At 61.8% G+C, this 18,392-nt stretch carries 22 protein-coding genes; 12 read left to right on the top strand and 10 right to left on the bottom strand.

Annotated features, from left to right (window positions below; all coding sequences use genetic code 11):
* Positions 1–15 precede the first annotated feature (15 nt).
* Positions 16–510: a Cys-tRNA(Pro) deacylase gene (ybaK, locus tag BDB13_RS13645; RefSeq protein ID WP_094272118.1), complete on the bottom strand. Its 495-nt coding sequence runs from the start codon at positions 508–510 to the stop codon at positions 16–18.
* A 142-nt stretch (positions 511–652) separates the two neighbouring features.
* Here ybaK and BDB13_RS13650 point away from each other — a divergent pair, with 142 nt between their 5' ends.
* Both BDB13_RS13650 and rsrA read left to right on the top strand, forming a co-directional pair.
* Positions 653–1,396 carry a sigma-70 family RNA polymerase sigma factor gene (locus BDB13_RS13650; protein ID WP_441347232.1) on the top strand — a complete coding sequence of 248 codons (744 nt, stop codon included), beginning with the start codon at positions 653–655 and terminating at the stop codon, positions 1,394–1,396.
* Positions 1,393–1,674, top strand: a complete 282-nt coding sequence (gene rsrA / locus BDB13_RS13655) for a mycothiol system anti-sigma-R factor (RefSeq protein ID WP_094272120.1) — start codon at positions 1,393–1,395, stop codon at positions 1,672–1,674. The genes BDB13_RS13650 and rsrA overlap by 4 nt, the downstream gene beginning before the upstream one ends.
* A gap of 89 nt (positions 1,675–1,763) precedes the next feature.
* On the opposite strand, the gene BDB13_RS33800 is transcribed toward rsrA, so the two are convergent.
* Entirely contained in the window at positions 1,764–1,838 is a 75-nt protein-coding gene (locus BDB13_RS33800) for a 50S ribosomal protein bL37 (RefSeq protein WP_095413260.1), read from the bottom strand.
* Positions 1,839–1,965: 127 nt separating this feature from the next.
* On the opposite strand from BDB13_RS33800, the gene BDB13_RS13660 reads away from it, so the two are divergent.
* Entirely contained in the window at positions 1,966–2,181 is a 216-nt protein-coding gene (locus BDB13_RS13660; RefSeq protein WP_007731208.1) for a biotin/lipoyl-binding carrier protein, read from the top strand.
* Between the two features lie 8 nt (positions 2,182–2,189).
* Complete coding sequence (locus BDB13_RS13665) at positions 2,190–3,692, top strand: sensor histidine kinase (RefSeq protein ID WP_094272121.1); 1,503 nt, start codon at positions 2,190–2,192, stop codon at positions 3,690–3,692.
* Between the two features lie 162 nt (positions 3,693–3,854).
* Here the strand turns inward: BDB13_RS13665 and BDB13_RS13670 are convergent, their stop codons facing one another.
* Together BDB13_RS13670 and BDB13_RS13675 are read right to left on the bottom strand one after the other, a co-directional pair.
* Positions 3,855–4,109: a WhiB family transcriptional regulator gene (locus BDB13_RS13670; RefSeq protein WP_003940950.1), complete on the bottom strand. Its 255-nt coding sequence runs from the start codon at positions 4,107–4,109 to the stop codon at positions 3,855–3,857.
* A gap of 253 nt (positions 4,110–4,362) precedes the next feature.
* Entirely contained in the window at positions 4,363–5,319 is a 957-nt protein-coding gene (locus BDB13_RS13675) for a diacylglycerol/lipid kinase family protein (protein WP_094272122.1), read from the bottom strand.
* Positions 5,320–5,360: 41 nt separating this feature from the next.
* Between BDB13_RS13675 and BDB13_RS13680 the strand changes: the two genes are divergently transcribed.
* Positions 5,361–5,834, top strand: coding sequence for a hypothetical protein (locus BDB13_RS13680; RefSeq protein ID WP_094272123.1), 474 nt, complete (start codon positions 5,361–5,363; stop codon positions 5,832–5,834).
* A 25-nt stretch (positions 5,835–5,859) separates the two neighbouring features.
* Here the strand turns inward: BDB13_RS13680 and BDB13_RS13685 are convergent, their stop codons facing one another.
* Positions 5,860–6,339: a GNAT family N-acetyltransferase gene (locus tag BDB13_RS13685; RefSeq protein ID WP_094272124.1), complete on the bottom strand. Its 480-nt coding sequence runs from the start codon at positions 6,337–6,339 to the stop codon at positions 5,860–5,862.
* A 27-nt stretch (positions 6,340–6,366) separates the two neighbouring features.
* The gene (locus tag BDB13_RS13690; protein WP_441347190.1) at positions 6,367–6,963 is read right to left on the bottom strand and encodes an acid phosphatase; all 597 of its coding nucleotides are present in this window, start codon (positions 6,961–6,963) and stop codon (positions 6,367–6,369) included.
* Positions 6,964–7,034: 71 nt separating this feature from the next.
* On the opposite strand from BDB13_RS13690, the gene BDB13_RS13695 reads away from it, so the two are divergent.
* On the top strand, positions 7,035–7,832 hold the full coding sequence (locus BDB13_RS13695; protein WP_094272126.1) for a ParA family protein: 798 nt from the start codon (positions 7,035–7,037) through the stop codon (positions 7,830–7,832).
* A gap of 3 nt (positions 7,833–7,835) precedes the next feature.
* On the opposite strand, the gene BDB13_RS13700 is transcribed toward BDB13_RS13695, so the two are convergent.
* Together BDB13_RS13700 and BDB13_RS13705 are read right to left on the bottom strand one after the other, a co-directional pair.
* Entirely contained in the window at positions 7,836–9,038 is a 1,203-nt protein-coding gene (locus BDB13_RS13700) for an Rv3212 family protein (protein ID WP_094272127.1), read from the bottom strand.
* A 9-nt stretch (positions 9,039–9,047) separates the two neighbouring features.
* On the bottom strand, positions 9,048–10,631 hold the full coding sequence (locus BDB13_RS13705) for a DEAD/DEAH box helicase (RefSeq protein WP_094272128.1): 1,584 nt from the start codon (positions 10,629–10,631) through the stop codon (positions 9,048–9,050).
* A gap of 426 nt (positions 10,632–11,057) precedes the next feature.
* Between BDB13_RS13705 and BDB13_RS13710 the strand changes: the two genes are divergently transcribed.
* Positions 11,058–11,753 (top strand): ferritin-like fold-containing protein, encoded by a 696-nt coding sequence (locus BDB13_RS13710; protein WP_094272129.1) that lies wholly within the window; start codon positions 11,058–11,060, stop codon positions 11,751–11,753.
* 117 nt (positions 11,754–11,870) lie between these two features.
* Positions 11,871–12,101, top strand: coding sequence for a DUF3107 domain-containing protein (locus tag BDB13_RS13715; protein WP_094272130.1), 231 nt, complete (start codon positions 11,871–11,873; stop codon positions 12,099–12,101).
* 81 nt (positions 12,102–12,182) lie between these two features.
* Here BDB13_RS13715 and BDB13_RS13720 read toward each other — a convergent pair whose 3' ends face one another.
* The gene (locus BDB13_RS13720) at positions 12,183–12,845 is read right to left on the bottom strand and encodes a TetR/AcrR family transcriptional regulator (protein ID WP_094272131.1); all 663 of its coding nucleotides are present in this window, start codon (positions 12,843–12,845) and stop codon (positions 12,183–12,185) included.
* A gap of 283 nt (positions 12,846–13,128) precedes the next feature.
* Between BDB13_RS13720 and BDB13_RS13725 the strand changes: the two genes are divergently transcribed.
* From BDB13_RS13725 to BDB13_RS13735, 3 genes are read left to right on the top strand one after another with little or no spacing between them, the layout of a single operon-like run.
* Positions 13,129–14,169, top strand: coding sequence for a DUF3152 domain-containing protein (locus tag BDB13_RS13725; RefSeq protein WP_176459719.1), 1,041 nt, complete (start codon positions 13,129–13,131; stop codon positions 14,167–14,169).
* Positions 14,170–14,189: 20 nt separating this feature from the next.
* Positions 14,190–15,377: an adenylyltransferase/sulfurtransferase MoeZ gene (moeZ, locus tag BDB13_RS13730; RefSeq protein WP_094272133.1), complete on the top strand. Its 1,188-nt coding sequence runs from the start codon at positions 14,190–14,192 to the stop codon at positions 15,375–15,377.
* Positions 15,378–15,424: 47 nt separating this feature from the next.
* Positions 15,425–16,276, top strand: coding sequence for a TIGR02569 family protein (locus BDB13_RS13735; protein WP_217902124.1), 852 nt, complete (start codon positions 15,425–15,427; stop codon positions 16,274–16,276).
* A 19-nt stretch (positions 16,277–16,295) separates the two neighbouring features.
* Here the strand turns inward: BDB13_RS13735 and BDB13_RS13740 are convergent, their stop codons facing one another.
* A complete protein-coding gene (locus BDB13_RS13740; RefSeq protein ID WP_094272135.1) occupies positions 16,296–16,961 on the bottom strand; it encodes a FadR/GntR family transcriptional regulator in 666 nt (221 codons plus the stop codon).
* Positions 16,962–17,056: 95 nt separating this feature from the next.
* On the opposite strand from BDB13_RS13740, the gene BDB13_RS13745 reads away from it, so the two are divergent.
* Positions 17,057–18,289 carry an MFS transporter gene (locus tag BDB13_RS13745; RefSeq protein ID WP_094272136.1) on the top strand — a complete coding sequence of 411 codons (1,233 nt, stop codon included), beginning with the start codon at positions 17,057–17,059 and terminating at the stop codon, positions 18,287–18,289.
* The last annotated feature ends 103 nt before the right edge of the window (positions 18,290–18,392 follow it).

Below are 18,392 nucleotides of genomic sequence, written 5' to 3' on the forward strand. Positions count from 1 at the left end.
AGTGGATCTCGAGTGTCAGCCGGCGGTGATCTCCGCGAAAACTGCTTCGCTGAGATTGCCGAGATCGTGTGGAGCAAGCTCGATTTCGAGTCCGCGTCGACCAGCGCTGCACAGAACTCGATCCCAGCTCAGTGCGGAGGAATCGATGACGGTCGGCAGCTTCTTGCGTTGACCCAAGGGGGAAATGCCGCCGAAGACGTAGCCGCTCGAGCGTTCGGCGTCGGCGCGTTCTGCCATGACGGCTTTGCTCGCGCCGAGTGCGCCGGCAGCGGCTTTCAGGGACAACTTGGCCGGGACCGGTAGCACCGCGACTGCAAGTTTGCCGGTATCGAGTTTGATGACCAGGGTCTTGAAGATCTGCGCAGCTTCGACGCCGGTTGACGACGCGAGCGCTGCCACGGCTTCGTCGCCGAACGATTCGGCGCGAGGATCGTGGTCGTAGCTGTGGATGTGGTGTGGCGTCTTCGTCTTCTCGAGGAGTGTGGTCGCAGGGGTCGCGGTTCCGGCCATTCGGACACTCTATGTGGGCGCTGACTCACGCGGGAACAGAGTCGGGACGAGCTGTGTTGGTACTGGTTGATCACCCTGGACTATCGAAGGAGCGACCGTGCTGGCTGTGCAGGAGCCACTACCGGCCCATAGGTCGGAACTTGTGTTGGCGGTAACCTTGATCCCTACGGCGAGCGAAGGGATCAGAGTGCTGGAACACGACCGGCCCAAGGATGAACAGCCAGAGGTCAGCGAACCTTCTGACGCTGCGGTATCCGAAACGCCCGAAAGCCAGGACGAGTTGATCGCGCGTTTCGAGCGCGACGCGTTGCCTCTGCTCGATCAGTTGTACGGTGCTGCGCTGCGCATGACGCGCAATCCTGCTGATGCCGAGGATCTGGTTCAGGAGACATACGTCAAGGCGTACACCGCTTTTCGTTCGTTCCGTGACGGAACCAACCTCAAGGCGTGGCTGTACCGGATTCTCACCAATACCTACATCAACTCGTACCGGAAGAAGCAGCGCCAGCCGGCGCAGTATCCGACCGACGAAATCACCGACTGGCAATTGGCTGCCACGGCGGAGCACACCTCCGCCGGTCTGCGTTCGGCCGAGGTCGAGGCTCTCGACGCGCTTCCCGACGACGACATCAAAGCGGCGCTGCAGGCACTTCCCGAAGAATTCCGGATGGCGGTGTACTACGCCGATGTCGAAGGATTCCCGTACAAGGAAATCGCAGAGATCATGGGCACGCCGATCGGAACAGTGATGTCACGGCTGCATCGTGGGCGGAAGCAGTTGCGCGGATTGCTCGCCGATGTCGCGAAGGAACGCGGATTCAACCGCGGCGGCACCAGTGTCTCGAGCACGGATGCCGCTGCCGAGGCGGAAGGTGTCACTCGATGAGCACGCAGGACGAATTCGAACGGCTCGACTGCTCGGCAGTTATCGCTGACGTGTGGTTGATGCTCGACGGTGAGTGCGACGACGCCAGTCGGGCGCGTCTGCAGCGGCACATCGACGATTGCGGATCCTGCCTCGCGGCCTACGGGATCGAGGAGAAGGTCAAGAGCTTGATCAGCCGCAAGTGCGGCGGTGACCACGCACCCGAAAGCCTGCGTCAGCGGCTCACCATCGAGTTGCGGCGCACCATCGTCATAACGACTACCGAAACAGACAATTAGTCGGTCAGTGGGCGTCTGAGTAGGGCATAACGACAAAGGGTGGGGAAGCGTAATTGCTTCCCCACCCTTGTCGTTTGCTGCATTACATGTCAGGCGTTTGGACGCTTGCCATGGTTTGCTTTGTTGCCCTTACGGCTACGCTTCTTACGACCGCGCTTACCCATGATTGGTCTCCCTTCTGTTTCTTTCGCATCATTCTTTCACGCCCTCGCGGGTGTGGTTCCATTGGCAGGTCGATCGGGTGTTCCGGCGACGCGATACCACTGGTTTTAAGACGAAGTGAGGTTCACGATGGCAGAAGACGTGCGCGCCGAGATGGTTTCGACGGTCTACCAGGTGGTCGTGAGCGAAGGAGACGTGGTGGCCGACGGTGACACCTTGGTCATCCTCGAGTCCATGAAGATGGAAATCCCGGTCTTGGCAGAAGTTCCGGGGACAGTCACCACCGTGGGCGTCAAGGTAGGCGACGTCATTCAGCAGGGTGACCTGATCGCAGTGATCTCCTAAGCGCAGCGATGTCTACACTCAGTGACCTGCTGGCCGAACACACCGACCTGCCCGGTGCGGCAGTCGATCACCTTCAGCGCATAGTCGGCGAATGGCAACTTCTGGCGGATCTGTCCTTCGCGGACGTCCTGTTGTGGGTCGCCACCGAATCCGAGGAATCCGAGTCGGCCGGTTCGATCATCTGTGTTGCGCATTGTCGCCCGACGACGGCGTCGACGGCTTTCCCGGAAGATGCCGTCGGGACTGTCGTGTCGGAGTCGGAGCACCCTCAGGTGCTACGTGCGTTGATCGAAGGGCGTGTTGTCCGAGCCGAAGACGTCGACTGGCGTGAGGGTATGCCGCCGCGCCGTGAAGCCGTGCCGGTGCGGTTGGACGGTCGCGTCATCGCCGCACTCAGCCGCGATACCAACCTGTCGAATCAGCGTGCGCAGAGTCCGTTGGAAGTGGCGTACCTCGATTGCGCGGCGGACCTGTGCCAGATGATCAGCGACGGTACGTTTCCGATTCGTGAGTCGCGTTCGGACACCAACTCCAGTCCACGTGCCGGCGACGGTTTCATCAGGCTCGACACTGAGGGCACGGTTGTGTACGCGAGCCCGAATGCGTTGTCCGCGTATCACCGGATGGGCTTGAGTTCGGATCTGGTCGGTCAGGATCTCGCCGCGGTGACGCGAGTGTTGGTTACGGACCCGTTCGAATCTCAGGAAGTAGCCGGATACATTCGAGATACGTTGGCGGACAAGCCTGGTCGACGGATGGAGATCGAAGCGCGCGGTGCCACGGTGCTGCTGCGTGCATTGGTTCTCAAGCCGGGCGGTCAACATGTGGGTGCCGCTGTCGTTGTTCGCGATGTCACCGAAGTGAAGCGTCGCGATCGGGCATTGCTCAGCAAGGACGCAACAATTCGCGAGATTCACCATCGAGTGAAGAACAATCTGCAGACCGTTGCGGCACTCCTGCGTTTGCAGGCTCGTCGCACCAGCAACGACGAAGCACGACAGGCGTTGACCGAATCGGTCCGACGCGTCAGTTCCATTGCGTTGGTACATGACACGTTGTCGATGTCGGTGGACGAAGAAGTCAACCTCGACGAGGTAATCGACCGGTTGGTTCCGATGCTTTCCGACGTGGCGGGAGTCGGTGCACCCGTGACGATTCGGCGTGAGGGGAGCTTCGGAGTCTTTTCTGCCGAACGTGCGACACCACTGGTGATGGTGTTGACGGAGTTGGTGCAGAACGCAATCGAGCACGCTTTCGATCCGGGTATGGAGGGCACGGTGACGCTCAGTGCCGAGCGATCGGCGCGGTGGCTCGACGTGATCATTCACGACAACGGCCGGGGGTTGCCGGCGGGATTCAATCTCGAGAAGTCCGACCGCCTGGGCCTGCAGATCGTGCGAACTCTGCTGGGAGCGGAGTTGGGTGGCTCCCTGGGATTGCATCCGGGCAGTGGCGGGGGTACCGACGCGGTATTGCGCGTACCACTCGGACGGAGGAGTGCGCGTTACTGACGTGGTCAGCGGAGTGCGCGTTACTGATTCATCGATCGAAAGAGTTTTCGGGCAGACAAAAAGCCCGGCACCATGGTGTGCCGGGCTGTCGTCTTCGAGCGGTGGCAGGGGCTGCCTACGCACCGCGTCGAACGTCGGGGTGAAGAACGTTTCGGTTCTTACCTAGACAGAAGTGCGTGCACGAGTCCGTGCGTTGCGACGCTTGAGTGCGCGACGCTCGTCTTCGCTCATTCCGCCCCACACGCCTGCATCTTGACCGGACTCGAGAGCCCAGGACAAGCATTCAGCGGTGACGGGGCAGCGGTTGCAGACAACCTTGGCATCGGCAATCTGGGCGAGGGCCGGTCCGCTGTTTCCCACGGGGAAAAACAGTTCGGGATCCTCGTCGCGACAGATTGCGTTGTGGCGCCAGTCCATCCTTTTCGCTCCTTAAGCTGGGTGTGAATACACCGTTTGGTACCAATGAGTTTGTGTGTGCGTATTCAATGTTTCCGCACTGTTACTTGTGAATGCTTTCACGAACTCACGGTATGTCAATAGATTTGGACAGGTTCGTGTGCCAACTCACTAATTGTTGACGTACCGCCTGGCTACCTTGCCGCCATCCGGATTTTACCTGCGGGCGCCGACAAAAATCGACTGTTCTTGCAGGTCAGTGGAGTTCTGTGAATCACTCCGGGAGTGGTGCGTACACCTCGAGCGCATCCGGTACGGCGGTAAATTCGACAGTGTGGCGAAGTCCGATGTAATCGCCGTCCATCTGTAAACCGATCGGCCGCGACGATTCGATGGTGATATGCGGGACGTTGTCGGTGCGGACAAGGACTTTCGATTTGGGCTCCGCGCCACGAGCGAGCAGCTGCCGGACAACCCGTAGGGACGGAAGGACTTTGGTGCTCGTCATAGCAAAGAGGCCGAGTCCGGAGTCGAAAGTTGTTCCGGGATTGGTGTGTACGGGACGGGAGTCGAGATAGGTCCACGGGCTCGAGTTGGAGACAAATGCGTAGTGGACGCCCGCAATCGGGTCCTGATCCGGAAGCCGGACGGTCAGTGCGGGTTCCGCTCGCTTCGAGCGGAAGAAGGAGGCAATTGCAGTTCGTACGTATCGAGCCGGGGTTGCCGGATCGCCGTTCTTACGACTTGCGTCGACGGCCTCGCAGACGTCGGCGTCGAGACCCATTCCGGCATTGAACGTGAACCAGCGGTTGTCGGCGTGGGCGAGACCGATGCGCCGATGCGTCCGTTCGGAGAGCAGGTCGATGAGTTGGTTGGTGGCATCGACGGGGTCGGCGGCGATGCCGAGCGAGCGGGCAAAAACATTGGCGGATCCACCCGGAACAACCGCGACGGTCGGGATGGGACCGATGGGCACAGCTTTCATCGACGCGGGGTTCGGAGAACCGAGAAGTCCGTTGACCACTTCGTTGACGGTGCCGTCGCCGCCGTGCACGATCACACATCCGAAGCCGTCTTCATGCGCTTGCCGAGCCAGTTCGGCAGCATGCCCACGGTGAGTCGTGTGCTCCACAGTGAGTCGCACCCGGCTTTCGAGGGCGTGAGCCAGGAGGTCTCGACCGGCAGCAGTGGTCGAGGTGGCATTGGGATTGACGATCAGCAGTGCGCGCACGGGGCATGAGCCTATCCGGTGTCGTGTTCTAGGCTGGTCTCGTGCCGAATACTGCCAGCCCCGTTGCCCTTCCCAATACAGTCAAGTGGGCGGGTGCCCTCGTGACGTTGCAAGGACTGGTTGCCGTCGGCTTCGCCGTCGTAGCTGTGATTCGTGGCTTGATGGGTCATGACCAGAGCGTGACCAACGGCTACGGTTTTGCCGCGTGGGTCGCCATTCTCGGCGGCGCTGTGCTCGCTGCCGGCATTGCCTTGCTCACCGGTCGCCGCTGGGGACGCTCCATCAGCGTCGTCGCTCAGCTTCTGCTACTTCCTGTGGCGTGGTCGCTGCTGACCGACTCGCATCAGGTGTTTCTCGGTGTTGTCCTCGGCGGCGTCGTTCTGACCACGCTGGTATTCCTGTTCTCTCCGCCCACCTCCCAGTGGATGGCGGCAGAGTACGGGGATTTCGCGGACGAGACCGCAACCGACACCGTCGACGATGCCGCTGAGCGCGAGAACAAGAACGACGACTGACTCTGTAGCGCTTTACCGCGCTTCTTTAGAGTGCTTCGTCGGCCAGTGCACCCAGATGCTCGCCGGTCAGGCGATAGGTGGTCCACTCGGTTTTCGCGTCGGCGCCGAGTGATTCGTAGAACTTGATCGACGGCGTATTCCAGTTGAGAACGGACCACGACAAGCGTGTGTAGTTGTTGTCCGTGCATTCTTTTGCCAATGCGGCGAGCAACGCTTTCCCATGCCCGGATCCGCGCTGACTCGGCTTGACGTACAGGTCTTCGAGGTAGATGCCGTGTGCGCCGTCCCACGTGGAGAAATTTCGGAACCACAGGGCCATGCCGACGACGTCGCCGTCGTCGGAAACCGCCACGTGTGCAAAAGCTGACGCCGCATCACCGAACAGGGCTTCGCCGATCTGCTCGGGCTTGACGGTGCACTCGTCGAGAGCCTTCTGGTAGTCGGCCAACTCGTAGATCATGTCCGTGATCGGTTGGACATCGGAGGGCGTGGCGCGTCGAATCATGGAACGGATCCTATTACCCGGGAGATTTCAACCTTCGGCTAGTGGCGGGACATTGTGGTGAAGTAGGTGGGTCGCACCATGTTCGTATCCGAGTACCGAGTAGGCGCCGGGGGAGAGCGCGAATCGCCGGCCTTCACTGACCGGAAGTTCGAGCCAGCGTGCGATCAGGGCCCGCGAGAAGTGTCCGTGTCCGATCAGGATGACATCACGCTCGGCCAACTGTGATTGTGCGAGAGAAAGAACCATGTCAGTCCGAGCATGGATCTCATCGGCGTGCTCACCGCCGGGGCAGGGATGCGTCCACACGGTCCAGTCGGGAACGCTTCGCCGAATTTCGGGTGTGGTGAGTCCTTCGTAATCGCCGTAGTCCCACTCCGACAACGCATCCCACGTCCGGTCTTCGGGAAGGCCGGCGAGATCGCCGGTGCGTTGGGCACGTAGGCGGGGACTGGTCAGGATCATCGGATCACGAAGATCGAGCCTGCGAATGCGGTTGCCCGTCGCTGTGGCCTGGATCTCGCCGAGCGCTGTGAGCGGGACTTCGGTGCGGCCGGTGTGCTTGCCGGTGCGTGCCCATTCCGTCTCGCCATGACGCATCAGAACGACTCGTGCATTCAAGTCCATGTAGACCATCATTGCAGGACGACCGCGTGTACTGTTCGCCTCTCCGCTCGAAATACGTAAGGATCTTCTTTGTGACGACGGTTCTCGCAGTGGCGAATCAAAAGGGCGGCGTGGCAAAGACCACGACCGTCGCCTCCTTGGGTGCGGCTTTGTCCGCGCTCGGTCAACGGGTGCTCGTGGTGGATCTTGATCCCCAGGGGTGTCTGACGTTCTCTCTCGGCCACAATCCTGATCGGCTCGAGCGTTCGGTCAACGAAGTTCTGGCCGGTGACATCGATGCTGCTGACGCAGTCTTGACCACGGCCGACGGTATGGACCTTCTGCCCGCGACCATCGACCTGGCGGGGGCTGAAGCACTGCTGCTGATGCGGCCCGGCCGAGAATTCGCACTCAAGCGTGCGCTGTCGCCGTTGCTCGGAAACTACGACGTCGTCATCATCGACTGCCCGCCGTCGTTGGGTGTCCTGACACTGAACGGTTTGACGGCCGCGCAGTCGGTTCTGGTTCCGTTGCAATGCGAGACGCTCGCACATCGAGGCGTCGGGCAACTCCTGCGCACGGTTCGTGAAGTGCAGGCCATCACCAATCCGGATCTGGTTCTGCTCGGTGCCTTGCCGACGCTCTACGACGCACGAACTACGCACAGCCGTGACGTTCTCGCAGATGTCAGCGACCGCTACTCGTTGCCGGTTCTTGCGCCGCCTATCCCGCGGACAGTGAAGTTTGCGGAGGCGTCGGCGTCCGGTGCAACGGTGCTGGCGGGCCGTAAGAACAAGGGTGCCGACGCGTATCGCGATCTTGCTGCCAACCTCGTGAAGCATTGGGCGGGAAGCGAAGTCGAAACCTTCGTGCCTGATCTCGCGCTCTAGTCGCTAGCGCAGTGCGACCAAGGTTGTGCCGCGCTGTTCGAGGATGGTGTCGCCGGCGGCGGCGATGACGACGGGCATGGTGACGTCACCGCGGTCGACGCCGATCATGCGGGAGACGGTGCCGTCGGCGGGATTGATCATCGCGATCCCGTTCGGCACCGGGACGAGTAGTTGCCCGGACACCATTGTTCCGGGGCCGGCGGTGCCCGCGACAATCCAGGTGGGGGACAGGTCGCTCGTGCGGAGATTGATCGTCTGGGTGCCGGTCCACCAGGTGATGGCGTTCTTGTCGGCGTTCACGGTGGATTTCTCGGGGATGACGCCGTCGACAGGGTAGTCGACCACGCCCGCGCCGTTTCCGTCGAAAATGCTTATCCGAGAAGGTGTTCCGTTGGCGGCTGGGAGGTAGACCGCGGTCTTCTCGCCGGAGACGGCCAGGATACGTGCGCCGGTGGAATCAGGAAGTACAACGGACCCGTATTCTTCGGGTTCCTGGGCGTCCTTGGGAGCGGGATTCATCACCGTCAGGCGGTTCGACGCGTCATCCGGGCATTTTTCGAGAACGGACAGGCGGCTGGAACTCGAAGCGGCGCCGAGCAATTCGCAGCCAGACCGTGGTTGCTTCTTGGGGTTGACCGGGGCGTCGACGCGGCCGTATTCGAGTGTCCGAACCAGATCGGAGCGCCACAGTTCCAGACGAGTGGAACCGCGTGAGATGAGGTAGGTGCCGTCGGCGGACAGCGTCACCGCGGCATCGGCGTCGCTGTTGCGTTGATCTTTGCGTGCGCCGGTATCGGCGACCAGTGACGTGACCTGTGAGCATCCGCGACTGTCCTGATACACAGCGACAACGCGATCCCAGGTCTCGATTGCACCGCACAGCGGGATGTTGCGCGAATAGCGCCACACTTCGTCACCGGTTGCGGGGTCACGCCCCACAACATCGTTGCCGTCTGCCGTGACGGCTGCGTTCCCGGCGGCGATGGGGGAGGACGAATCTGCACTCGGAAATTCCCAGACCGCGCTGAGTACGTCGGGTAATACCACCGACGTTGCCAGCGGGGGGAGAGTCGTGTCAGCGGTGACCGAGGTGGTTCCGCGCGCATCACTGCGCAACCACACCACGGTCACCGCCACGATCACGGCCAGCGCGATACCGAGAGCAACGATTACATCTGAGCGAGTTCGCCGTTCCGGTGCCAGCACATGGGGAGCTTACTCTGCGGCGGTCGCCGCACCGGCTGCTACGGGGCGACGACGGCGACGGCGACGCGGCTTGGAGGCGTCGTCGGCGGCTGCATCACCGGTAGCGGCGGGAGCAGTTGCAGTTGCCGTTGCGGTCGCTCCGGACTGTGCTGCGTCGGCACCTTCGCCGCCGGAGCGGGTACGACGACGAGTACGGGTCCGTTTCGGAGCAGCATTTTCCTCGGAGCTGTCGGAGTCGGAGCTTGCTGCCGCGGCAGGCTTGCTCTTCTTTTCGGCAGCAGGCTCGGCGGCCTTGGGCTTGCGGACGGTGCCCTTGGCGTCAGCCGGGATGGCCATCTCTTCGTAGAGGTGCGGCGAGCTGGAGTACGTCTCGACCGGATCCGGAATGCCCAGGCTCAGGGCCTTGTCGATGAGCTGCCAACGGGGGATGTCGTCCCAGTCGACCAGTGTCACGGCGATACCGGTGCGTCCGGCGCGACCGGTACGACCGATGCGGTGCACGTAGGTCTTCTCGTCTTCGGGGCACTGGTAGTTGATGACGTGGGTGACGTCGTCGATGTCGATACCGCGCGCGGCGACATCGGTGGCGACCAACACGTCGACCTTGCCGTTGCGGAAGGACTTCAACGCCTTCTCGCGGGCGATCTGACCGAGGTCACCGTGAACGGCTCCGACCGAGAAACCGCGTTCCGCGAGATCGTCGGCGACTTTCTGGGCGGTCCGCTTGGTGCGCGTGAAGATCATGGTGGCACCGCGGCCTTCGGCCTGCAGTACTCGCGCAACCATTTCGGCCTTGTCCAGGGCGTGGGCACGGTAGATGTGCTGGCTGGTGCGGTCGTGGACGGCCGAAGATTCGGCTTCCTCGGCGCGGATGTGCGTCGGCTGCGTCAGGAAGGTGCGAGCGAGCGTGATGATCGGGCCCGGCATGGTTGCTGAGAACAGCAACGTCTGACGCTTGTCGGGGACCATTCCCATGAGGCGTTCGATATCGGGCAGGAATCCGAGATCGAGCATTTCGTCGGCCTCGTCGAGCACGAGTACGCCGACCTTGCCCAGGATCAGGTGCGACTGGTTGGCGAGATCGAGCAGGCGTCCGGGTGTGCCGACAACGACGTCGACACCCTTCTGGAGAGCCGCGATCTGAGTTTCGTAGGGGCGACCACCGTAGATCGGCAGAACCTGAAGGCCGCGATCGCCGACGCGGAGGTACTTGCTGGCGTTCTCGAGGTCGCGGGCGACCTGGATGCACAGCTCACGGGTCGGGACGATGATGAGGGCGCGCGGCGTGCCGTCGAGAGCAGCCGTGCCGTTGGCGGCAGTGACGATGCGATGCAGCAGCGGAACGCCGAAACCGAAGGTCTTGCCCATTCCGGTGCGGGCCTGACCGATGAGGTCATCGCCGGCCATAGCCAGCGGAAGAGTGAGTTCCTGGATGGCGAAGGTGCGTTCGATACCGATCTCGTTCAGGGCGCGGACGATTTCGTCGCGCACGCCGAGTTCGGCGAACGTCGGGGGTACATGGGTGTCGTCGAGCTGGACCGAAACTGTGTTCTCGGTTGCTTCGTCTTCGTGGTCGATCGTGATCTTGCTCAGCGGACTGGCCTTTCCTTGTGGCGGTACGCACGCACAAGGTAAGGGGCCTGGCCGTAAATCGGCCGAAGTCGATGCCCTCTTGTTCGTCGGCCATGCCTACGCCTCAGCTCGAAGAGTTCGCGGACTTAATTTTCTGATGCCGTCCGTGAAGTCTCGGCGAAGCGGGCAACAACCTTCGATGCAGGTGCGCGCACATTATCTGGTTGGTTTACGTGGAACCGTGTGGTTTACGTGAAACCGTGGGGGTCGCGTCGAAAAGGTCATCCCGGCCGACGTCAGAGCGTAAGAGCGGGGGAAACTAGCGAACTCCCGAACCCATTGTAACTGGCGCCCGGCACACTCTCGGCAAAGCATGGCCTAGATCACGCTGCAGTCCCGGGCAGCTTGCCCGGCCGGTCGGCCGTCGTGGCATTAGAGTTCGTAACCATGGGCGCACACGATCTTGATGCTTCGACAGACACCGGTACGGAAGCCCGAGTGGCTTCCGATCATCCGGGTGTCATCGACTTGTTCGCGGTACTCGCGTACGGCGAGATATCGGCATTCTACCGGCTGTCGGAAGACGCTCAGATGGCTCCTGAGCTGCACGGGAAGGTCGCTATTGCCAGTATGGCTGCGGCGGAGATGGCTCACTTCGAAACGTTGTCGGCTGCTCTGACCGAGCGTGGCCACGACATTTTCGAGGTCATGGATCCTTTCGTCCGGGCGTTGGACAACTACCACGCGTCGACGACGCCGTCGACGTGGCTGGAATCGTTGGTGAAGGCATACGTCGGCGACGGAATTGCCGCGGATTTCTACCGTGAGATCGGCCATTCACTTCCGACCGACGTGGCTGAGATCGTCGAGGACGTGCTGTCGCAGACAGGTCACTCCGAATTCGTGGTCCTCGAAGTGAGGGCAGCGGTGGAGGGGAGCACGCGGGTCAAGGACCGCCTCATGTTGTGGGGGCGCAGGTTGCTCGGCGAGGCGATCACGCAGGCGCAGTTCGTTCTCGCGCAGCGTGAAGACCTCACCGACCTGGTGATCTCGGCATCCGGGGACCTCAACGGAGTGGTGGCATTGTTCGACGGCATGCAGGCTAAGCACGCGGAGCGCATGGCCACTCTCGGCCTGGTCTGAGCCGGTCTCCGCGCCTGTTCGCTGTGGGCACAGCGCGGCAGCGAGCGTGTCGGTGTGATGCTGCACTAGCCTGGCCAGGACAGCTGATGTATTTCACGAACAGTTCGGAGGTTGACCGTGGAGGTCAAGATCGGTGTAATCGACAGCCCGCGTGAGCTCATCGTCAACAGCGAACAGACCCCCGACGAGGTCGAGGCGCTGGTCTCGAGCGTCCTCGGTGGCAGCGAGCCGGTTCTCTCACTCGTCGACGACAAGGGCCGCAAGTTCCTGGTGCAGGCGAGCCGTGTTGCGTATGTGGAGATCGGTCCTTCCGATATCCGCAAGGTCGGGTTCGCACCTACCGTCTGACACGCAAAGCAAGACAAGAATGGCGGGCAGTCGCGAAGACTGCCCGCCATTCTTGTTTTGCAGAAGCAGATCAGAAGCTGATCAGGAGTGCAGCGGTACCCGCGACAGGCCGCCCCAGGCCAAGGAAACCGTGATTTCGACGGCTTCTTCCTTGGGGATCGGGCGAGCGGCTTCGAGCCAGTAGCGTGCGGTGAACTGGCTGGCGCCGACCAGGCCGACGGCCAGGATCCGCGCGCGGTAGGGGTCGAGGCCGGAATCATGGCTGACCAGGTCGAATACTGCGTCGACGCATGCTTCGGTGGCCTGTTCGACGCGGGTCTGTACCTGCGGCTCGCCCATGATGTCGGACTCGAAGACCAGGCGGAAGCCCTGGGAGTCGTTGTCGACAAAATCGAAGAAGGCCTGCACGGCTGCCCGCACACGCTGCTTGTTGTCGGTGGTGGATCGCAAGGCTTGGCGGACGCCGGAGATGAGGCTGTCGACGTAGCTTTGCAGAACTGCTACATACAGTTCGAGCTTGCCGGGGAAATGTTGGTACAGGACGGGCTTGCTGACGCCGGCGCATTCCGCGATTTCATCCATACCGGCCGAGTGGTAGCCGCTGGCGACAAAAACTTCGCTGGCTGCAGCGAGGAGTTGAAGGCGGCGCGCATCTCGCGGAAGGCGGGTGCTGCGGCGTGTACCAGCAGGCTTACCCGCCGTTGTACCGCGATCGGAGTCGGTCCGATCCGCGAGTTCTGTCATGTCGCTTCCAATCTGAGCAAAAGTAAAATTCGGCTGCCGCGCGGACCGTCGAGTCGCGTATGCGTACTCGCCAGTATCCTCCGTCACACCGGCCGTAGCTGCATGAACGATACCGTGTGTCGCGCTGATGCGTTTTTTCTGTCTCGACCAGCGATACTTGCGTCGCAGTCTTGTGGTGGAGGGCACATCTGACACGCCCCTGCCAGCACGTTTCGGTCGGTCTGGGACCGCCGCTCGTGGAATGTGAGATTCTGGAGGCGTGACTGACCCAGGGGGACCGCGCATGCGTGGACAAACTACGCAGAACCCTGAACATTCCGATTCAGGCGACGGCCGTATGTACGGCCAACGTGACTACCGCGGCATCGCTTCGCATCAACCGCTCCGTGCTCAATGGGATCCCACCAAACGTGAAGTGGGCCGGACCCCGCGCAATCCGCGACCGGATCGGGGCGCTCGGAAACAGAGCCGACTCGGTAAGTTCGTCGCGACCTACGGATGGCGCGCGTATGCGATCCCGGTGCTCGCGATTCTGACGATCTTCGTGACCGTCGACGCTTTGCGTACGGACGTCGATGATTCGTCGTCGAAAACTTCGGCGACGGCTGACCTCGCGCACAGCACCGATGGGACCAACGTCATCGGGGCACCACCGGCGGCTGACGGAAAGTTTGCGGCGTCGGTCCCGTCGGGTGCGCTTCCGGACGGTGGACCGTTTGCGGTTACCGGTGGCGGTACCTGGCACCTAGTTCCGGGGATTACCGGCAAGGTCGGGCAGGGCACCGAGCGTGAATTCACGTACACCGTCGAAATCGAGGACGGCGTCGACACTGCAGGATTCGGGGGTGACGAGTCCTATGGTCGGATGGTCGATCAGACTTTGGCCAATCCGAAGAGTTGGACTAATGATCCGAAGGTTGCATTCCGTCGAATCGATTCCGGATCACCCGATTTCCGCATCTCGTTGACGTCGCAGATGACCATTCGGGAGGGTTGCGGTTACGAGATCGAACTCGAGGGCTCCTGCTACAACCCGAGCATGGATCGTGTCCTGCTCAACGAGCCTCGATGGGTCCGCGGCGCGATTGCATTCCAGGGCGACATCGGTTCGTACCGTCAGTATCAAATCAACCACGAGGTCGGCCATGCCATCGGTTACGCAGCGCATCAGCCCTGTGAGACCGAAGGTGGTTTGGCGCCGATCATGATGCAGCAGTCCTTCGGGACGGCCAATAACGACATTGCGAAGTTGGATCCGGAGGGCGTAGTGCCGATGAACGGACTGACGTGCCGGTTCAACCCGTGGCCGTATCCCCGAGCGTAACTAGATCCAGGAGTTTTTCGGTGTCTGCAACACCCGTCGTATTGCCACCTTTGGTGGAACCTGCCGCTGCGTTGAGCCGGGAAGAAGTTGCCCGGTACAGCCGGCACCTGATCATTCCGAATGTGGGCGTGACCGGTCAGAAGCGACTCAAGAACGCTCGTGTGTTGTTTATCGGCGCCGGTGGTCTGGGCTCGCCGGCACTGCTGTATCTGGCGGCCGCGGGTGTCGGCACGATCGGGATCGTGGATTTCGACGAGGTCGACCTGTCGAACCTGCAGCGTCAGGTCATTCACGGGCGGTCCGACGTCGGCCGGTCCAAGGCCGTCAGTGCGCGCGAGTCGATCCTCGAGATCAACGAGCACATCGATGTGCGGTTACACGAGTTCCGACTCGACAACACCAATGCCGTCGAATTGTTCGCGCAGTACGACCTGATCCTCGACGGCACCGACAACTTTGCGACGCGCTACCTGGTCAACGACGCGGCGGTGCTTGCCGGCAAGCCGTATGTGTGGGGATCGATCTACCGCTTCGAAGGTCAGGTCTCGGTGTTCTGGGAAGACGCACCCGGCGGTCTCGGGCTCAATTACCGGGATCTGTATCCCGAAGCTCCGCCGCCGGGCATGGTGCCGTCGTGTGCGGAGGGCGGCGTGCTCGGTGTTCTGCCCGCAACTGTCGGGTCGATCATGGCCACGGAAGCCGTGAAGCTGATCACGGGTATCGGTGAACCGTTGCTGGGACGCCTGATGATGTACGACGCTCTGGCCATGACGTTCCGCACGATCCGGCTCCAGCGTGATCCGAAGCGGATCCCGGTCACGGAACTCATCGATTACGACGAGTTCTGCGGCGTCGTGTCGGAGGAGGCGAGTGACGCTGCTGCCGGTTCCACGATCACCGCCAAGGAACTCGAGCAGCTGATCAGCAGTGGTCAGGAGTTGGAACTCGTCGACGTGCGGGAACCCGTCGAGTGGGACATCATGCATCTGCCCGGTGCGGTTCTGATTCCCAAGGATCGAATCATCTCCGGTGAAGCGCTGGCGTCGTTGCCGCAGAACAAGCAGATCGTTGTGTATTGCAAAACCGGCATTCGATCGGCCGAGGCGCTCGCTGTTCTCAAGAGTGCGGGGTTCGCGGATGCCGTCCATCTGCAGGGTGGTGCCATTGCCTGGGCAAACCAGGTCGATACTTCTCTCCCGGTGTATTAGGCGTGCCTTGCAGGATCTGACGGACTTGCACCGGTAGCGTTGGAGCGGTGACAGGCCAACCTCCCCAGCACGTGTGCTCCACCTTCGGCCTCCGCGAAGTAGAGCCCATCCCACTCGGTGCGGATTGGGACGGCGGTTGGTTGTGTGGAGACGTCGTTCTCTCTGCCGTTGCGGACCATGCGCGCGCCGCCTGGTCGGCAAAAGTGCGCGAGAACCTCGAAGTCGACGGTGTGCGCTTGGCTCGCCCTGTTCGATCCACTGATGGCCGCTACGTTGTATCAGGTTGGCGCGCAGATACTTTCATCGTCGGAACGCCTGAACCTCGTCATGACGAGGTTGTGTCCATGTCTTGTCGGTTGCACGCTGCGACAGCTTCGCTCGAGCGTCCCAGATTCCTCGCTCAGCCGCCGGTCCCGCCGTGGGCCGAGGTTGACGTCTTTGTCGCCGCGGATCGTGCGGCGTGGGAAACCGTTCCGTTGCGTATCGCGAAGGGCGTCGAGCAACTCGAGTCGCCGTCGCCCGACGGACGCAAGAGCCTCGAACTGATCGCGGGCCTGGCCACACTGCGCAAGCCCGTTCACAGCCCCGATCAATTGGTGCACGGCGATTTGTTCGGCACGGTTCTCTTCTCAGGCAGCATGGCTCCGGGCATTACGGACATCACGCCGTATTGGCGACCGGCGGCCTGGGCTGCCGCTGTGGCTGTTGTCGACGCAATTTCCTGGGGCGGAGCCGACGAGGCACTGGTCGGGCGTTGGGAAGACCTGCCGGAGTGGCCGCAGATGCTTCTGCGTGCGGTCATGTTCAGACTCGCTGTTCACGTATTGCATCCGCGTTCCACATCGGATGCCTTTCCCGGCTTGGCCCGAACCTCCGACATCGTGCGTTTGCTGCTCTAGTCAGTCGATATCTTCAGCTTCAACTGAAGTCGGCGACCAGACCTTCGAAGAGATCGCGAGCAGCATCGGAGGCTGCACTCGCATCGCCGGCGATGACGGCGGCAACCAGGTTTTCGTGACGTGAATGGAAGCCCTCGCCGGTGGCATCGATGTGCTGGTGAATCGTGGTTTCGATGATCGGCAGCAGCGAGTCGTAAAACTCCAGGTAAACTGTGTTGTGGCTGGCTGCGACGATGGCGCGGTGCAACGCCACGTCGGCCACGGTGGCTGCCGCTATGTCGTTTCCTTCCCACGTCGCCGCGCGGGCACGAAGAAGGCTGGTGAGTGAGGCAATGTCGTCGTCGTTGCGACGTACTGCTGCCAGCGATGCGGCCGTGATGTCGAGGGCGCGTCGCAGTTCGAGAACGTCACGCTCGTGGGCGCCCGCAAAGTAATTGCCGAGTGTGCCGCCCAGATCCGACGTCGCGACGACGTACGTGCCCGATCCCTGGCGACGTTCCAGCATTCCGGCGTGAACCAGGGCTTGAACCGCTTCACGGACCGTGTTCCGGCCAGTGCCCGTCAGCTCGGACAGCGCGGGTTCGGTGGGAATCTTCGATCCGACCGGCCAGGTTCCGCTTCTGATTTCGGTGCGGAGTTGTTCGGTGACCTGCGAGATGAGGCTTGCGCGGCGAACGGGTTGCACGTGGTGGTTCCTCGGATTATCGGTGCGTCTGATGTGGACTGTGGTCTACATTACCTCCCTTGTGTGAGTTCATCCGGTCATCCTATGATTTGTCGGTGACTGCTCAACTTTCGAGAACCGAACCCCGCTCCCTCGTACATGGCCGTCTGCTCGTATTTGCGGCCATTGCGATGTCAGCGCTGGTCCTGCGACTCGCAGTCACCTCATTCTCGCCGCTCGCGGAACAGATCCGCGCGGAGATCGGGTTCTCGGCTTCCGTCGTCGGAGTCTTCGGCATGGTACCGACATTGATGTTCGCGATCTTCGGGCTGATTACTCCGGCCATCGCGAAACGAATCGGGCTCGAACGTACTGCGTTGCTGGCCATGCTGATGGCCGGCACCGGAATGCTGTTGCGCGCCATGATGAATCAGACGTGGTCCTTGCTGGCACTGTCCGCGCTCGCCCTGGCGGGTATGGGAATCGGCAACGTCGTCATTCCGCCGTTGGTGAAGCGTTATTTCTCGGATCGTCTCGCGACGATGAGTTCGGTGTACATCGTGGCGGTGCAGATCGGCACCATCGTGCCGGCATTCGTGGCGGTTCCCGTTGCCGAAGCCTTCGGGTGGCGATTCTCGATCGGCTGGTGGGCGGCCTTCGGATTTGCCGCTGCGGTGCCGTGGTTGATCACTCTCGCGCGCTCGCGTCGGGCAGCGTTGGATACGCCAGTGGATGCCGTCGCCGTTGCGCCGGCCCGCGGGCAAGCCTGGCGTTCGCCCGTTGCGTGGGGCATGGCCGGCATGTTCGGTATGACCTCGCTGATCACCTACTCGATGTTCACGTGGATTCCTTCGATCCTCGGCGACGCCGGCGCTAGTGACGCCTTCGGTGGAACAATGGTCGGAGTCTTCTCGGTTATGGGTCTGATCGCGGCCTTCGGAGCTCCGACGCTGTGCGCGCGTATGTCGAACCCGTTCCCGGTCGTTGTTGCCTGCGCCGTGTGTTACCTGATCGGATTTGCCGGACTGTACTTCGCTCCGATGAGCGCGCCCATCGTCTGGGTCGTCATCCTGGGTCTGGGGCCGAGTACCTTCCCGATGGCGCTCACCCTCATCAACCTTCGTACCCGCTCACACATCGGATCCGCCGCACTGTCCGGATTCACCCAGGGTGTCGGATACACCGTGGCCTGCCTCGGTCCGTTGCTGTTCGGCGTTCTCCACGACGCAACGGATGGATACGCAGCGCCGTTCGGACTACTCCTGATAGCTGTTGTTGTCGTGCTGATCGGCGCTTACCAGGCGTGCAAGCCGCGGATGCTCGAAGATTCGTGGCACGCTGCCGGCTAATTCGCGTGTCAATTTGTTCTCACAACCCGTCATGTTGCCGGGTGAGGATCAATTGACGTTGCGGTGACGCCGCGCAGCACCGGCGCAATAACAGTTTTCTACC

The sequence above is a fragment of the Rhodococcus sp. OK302 genome, assembly GCF_002245895.1.
GTDB lineage: Bacteria > Actinomycetota > Actinomycetes > Mycobacteriales > Mycobacteriaceae > Rhodococcus_F.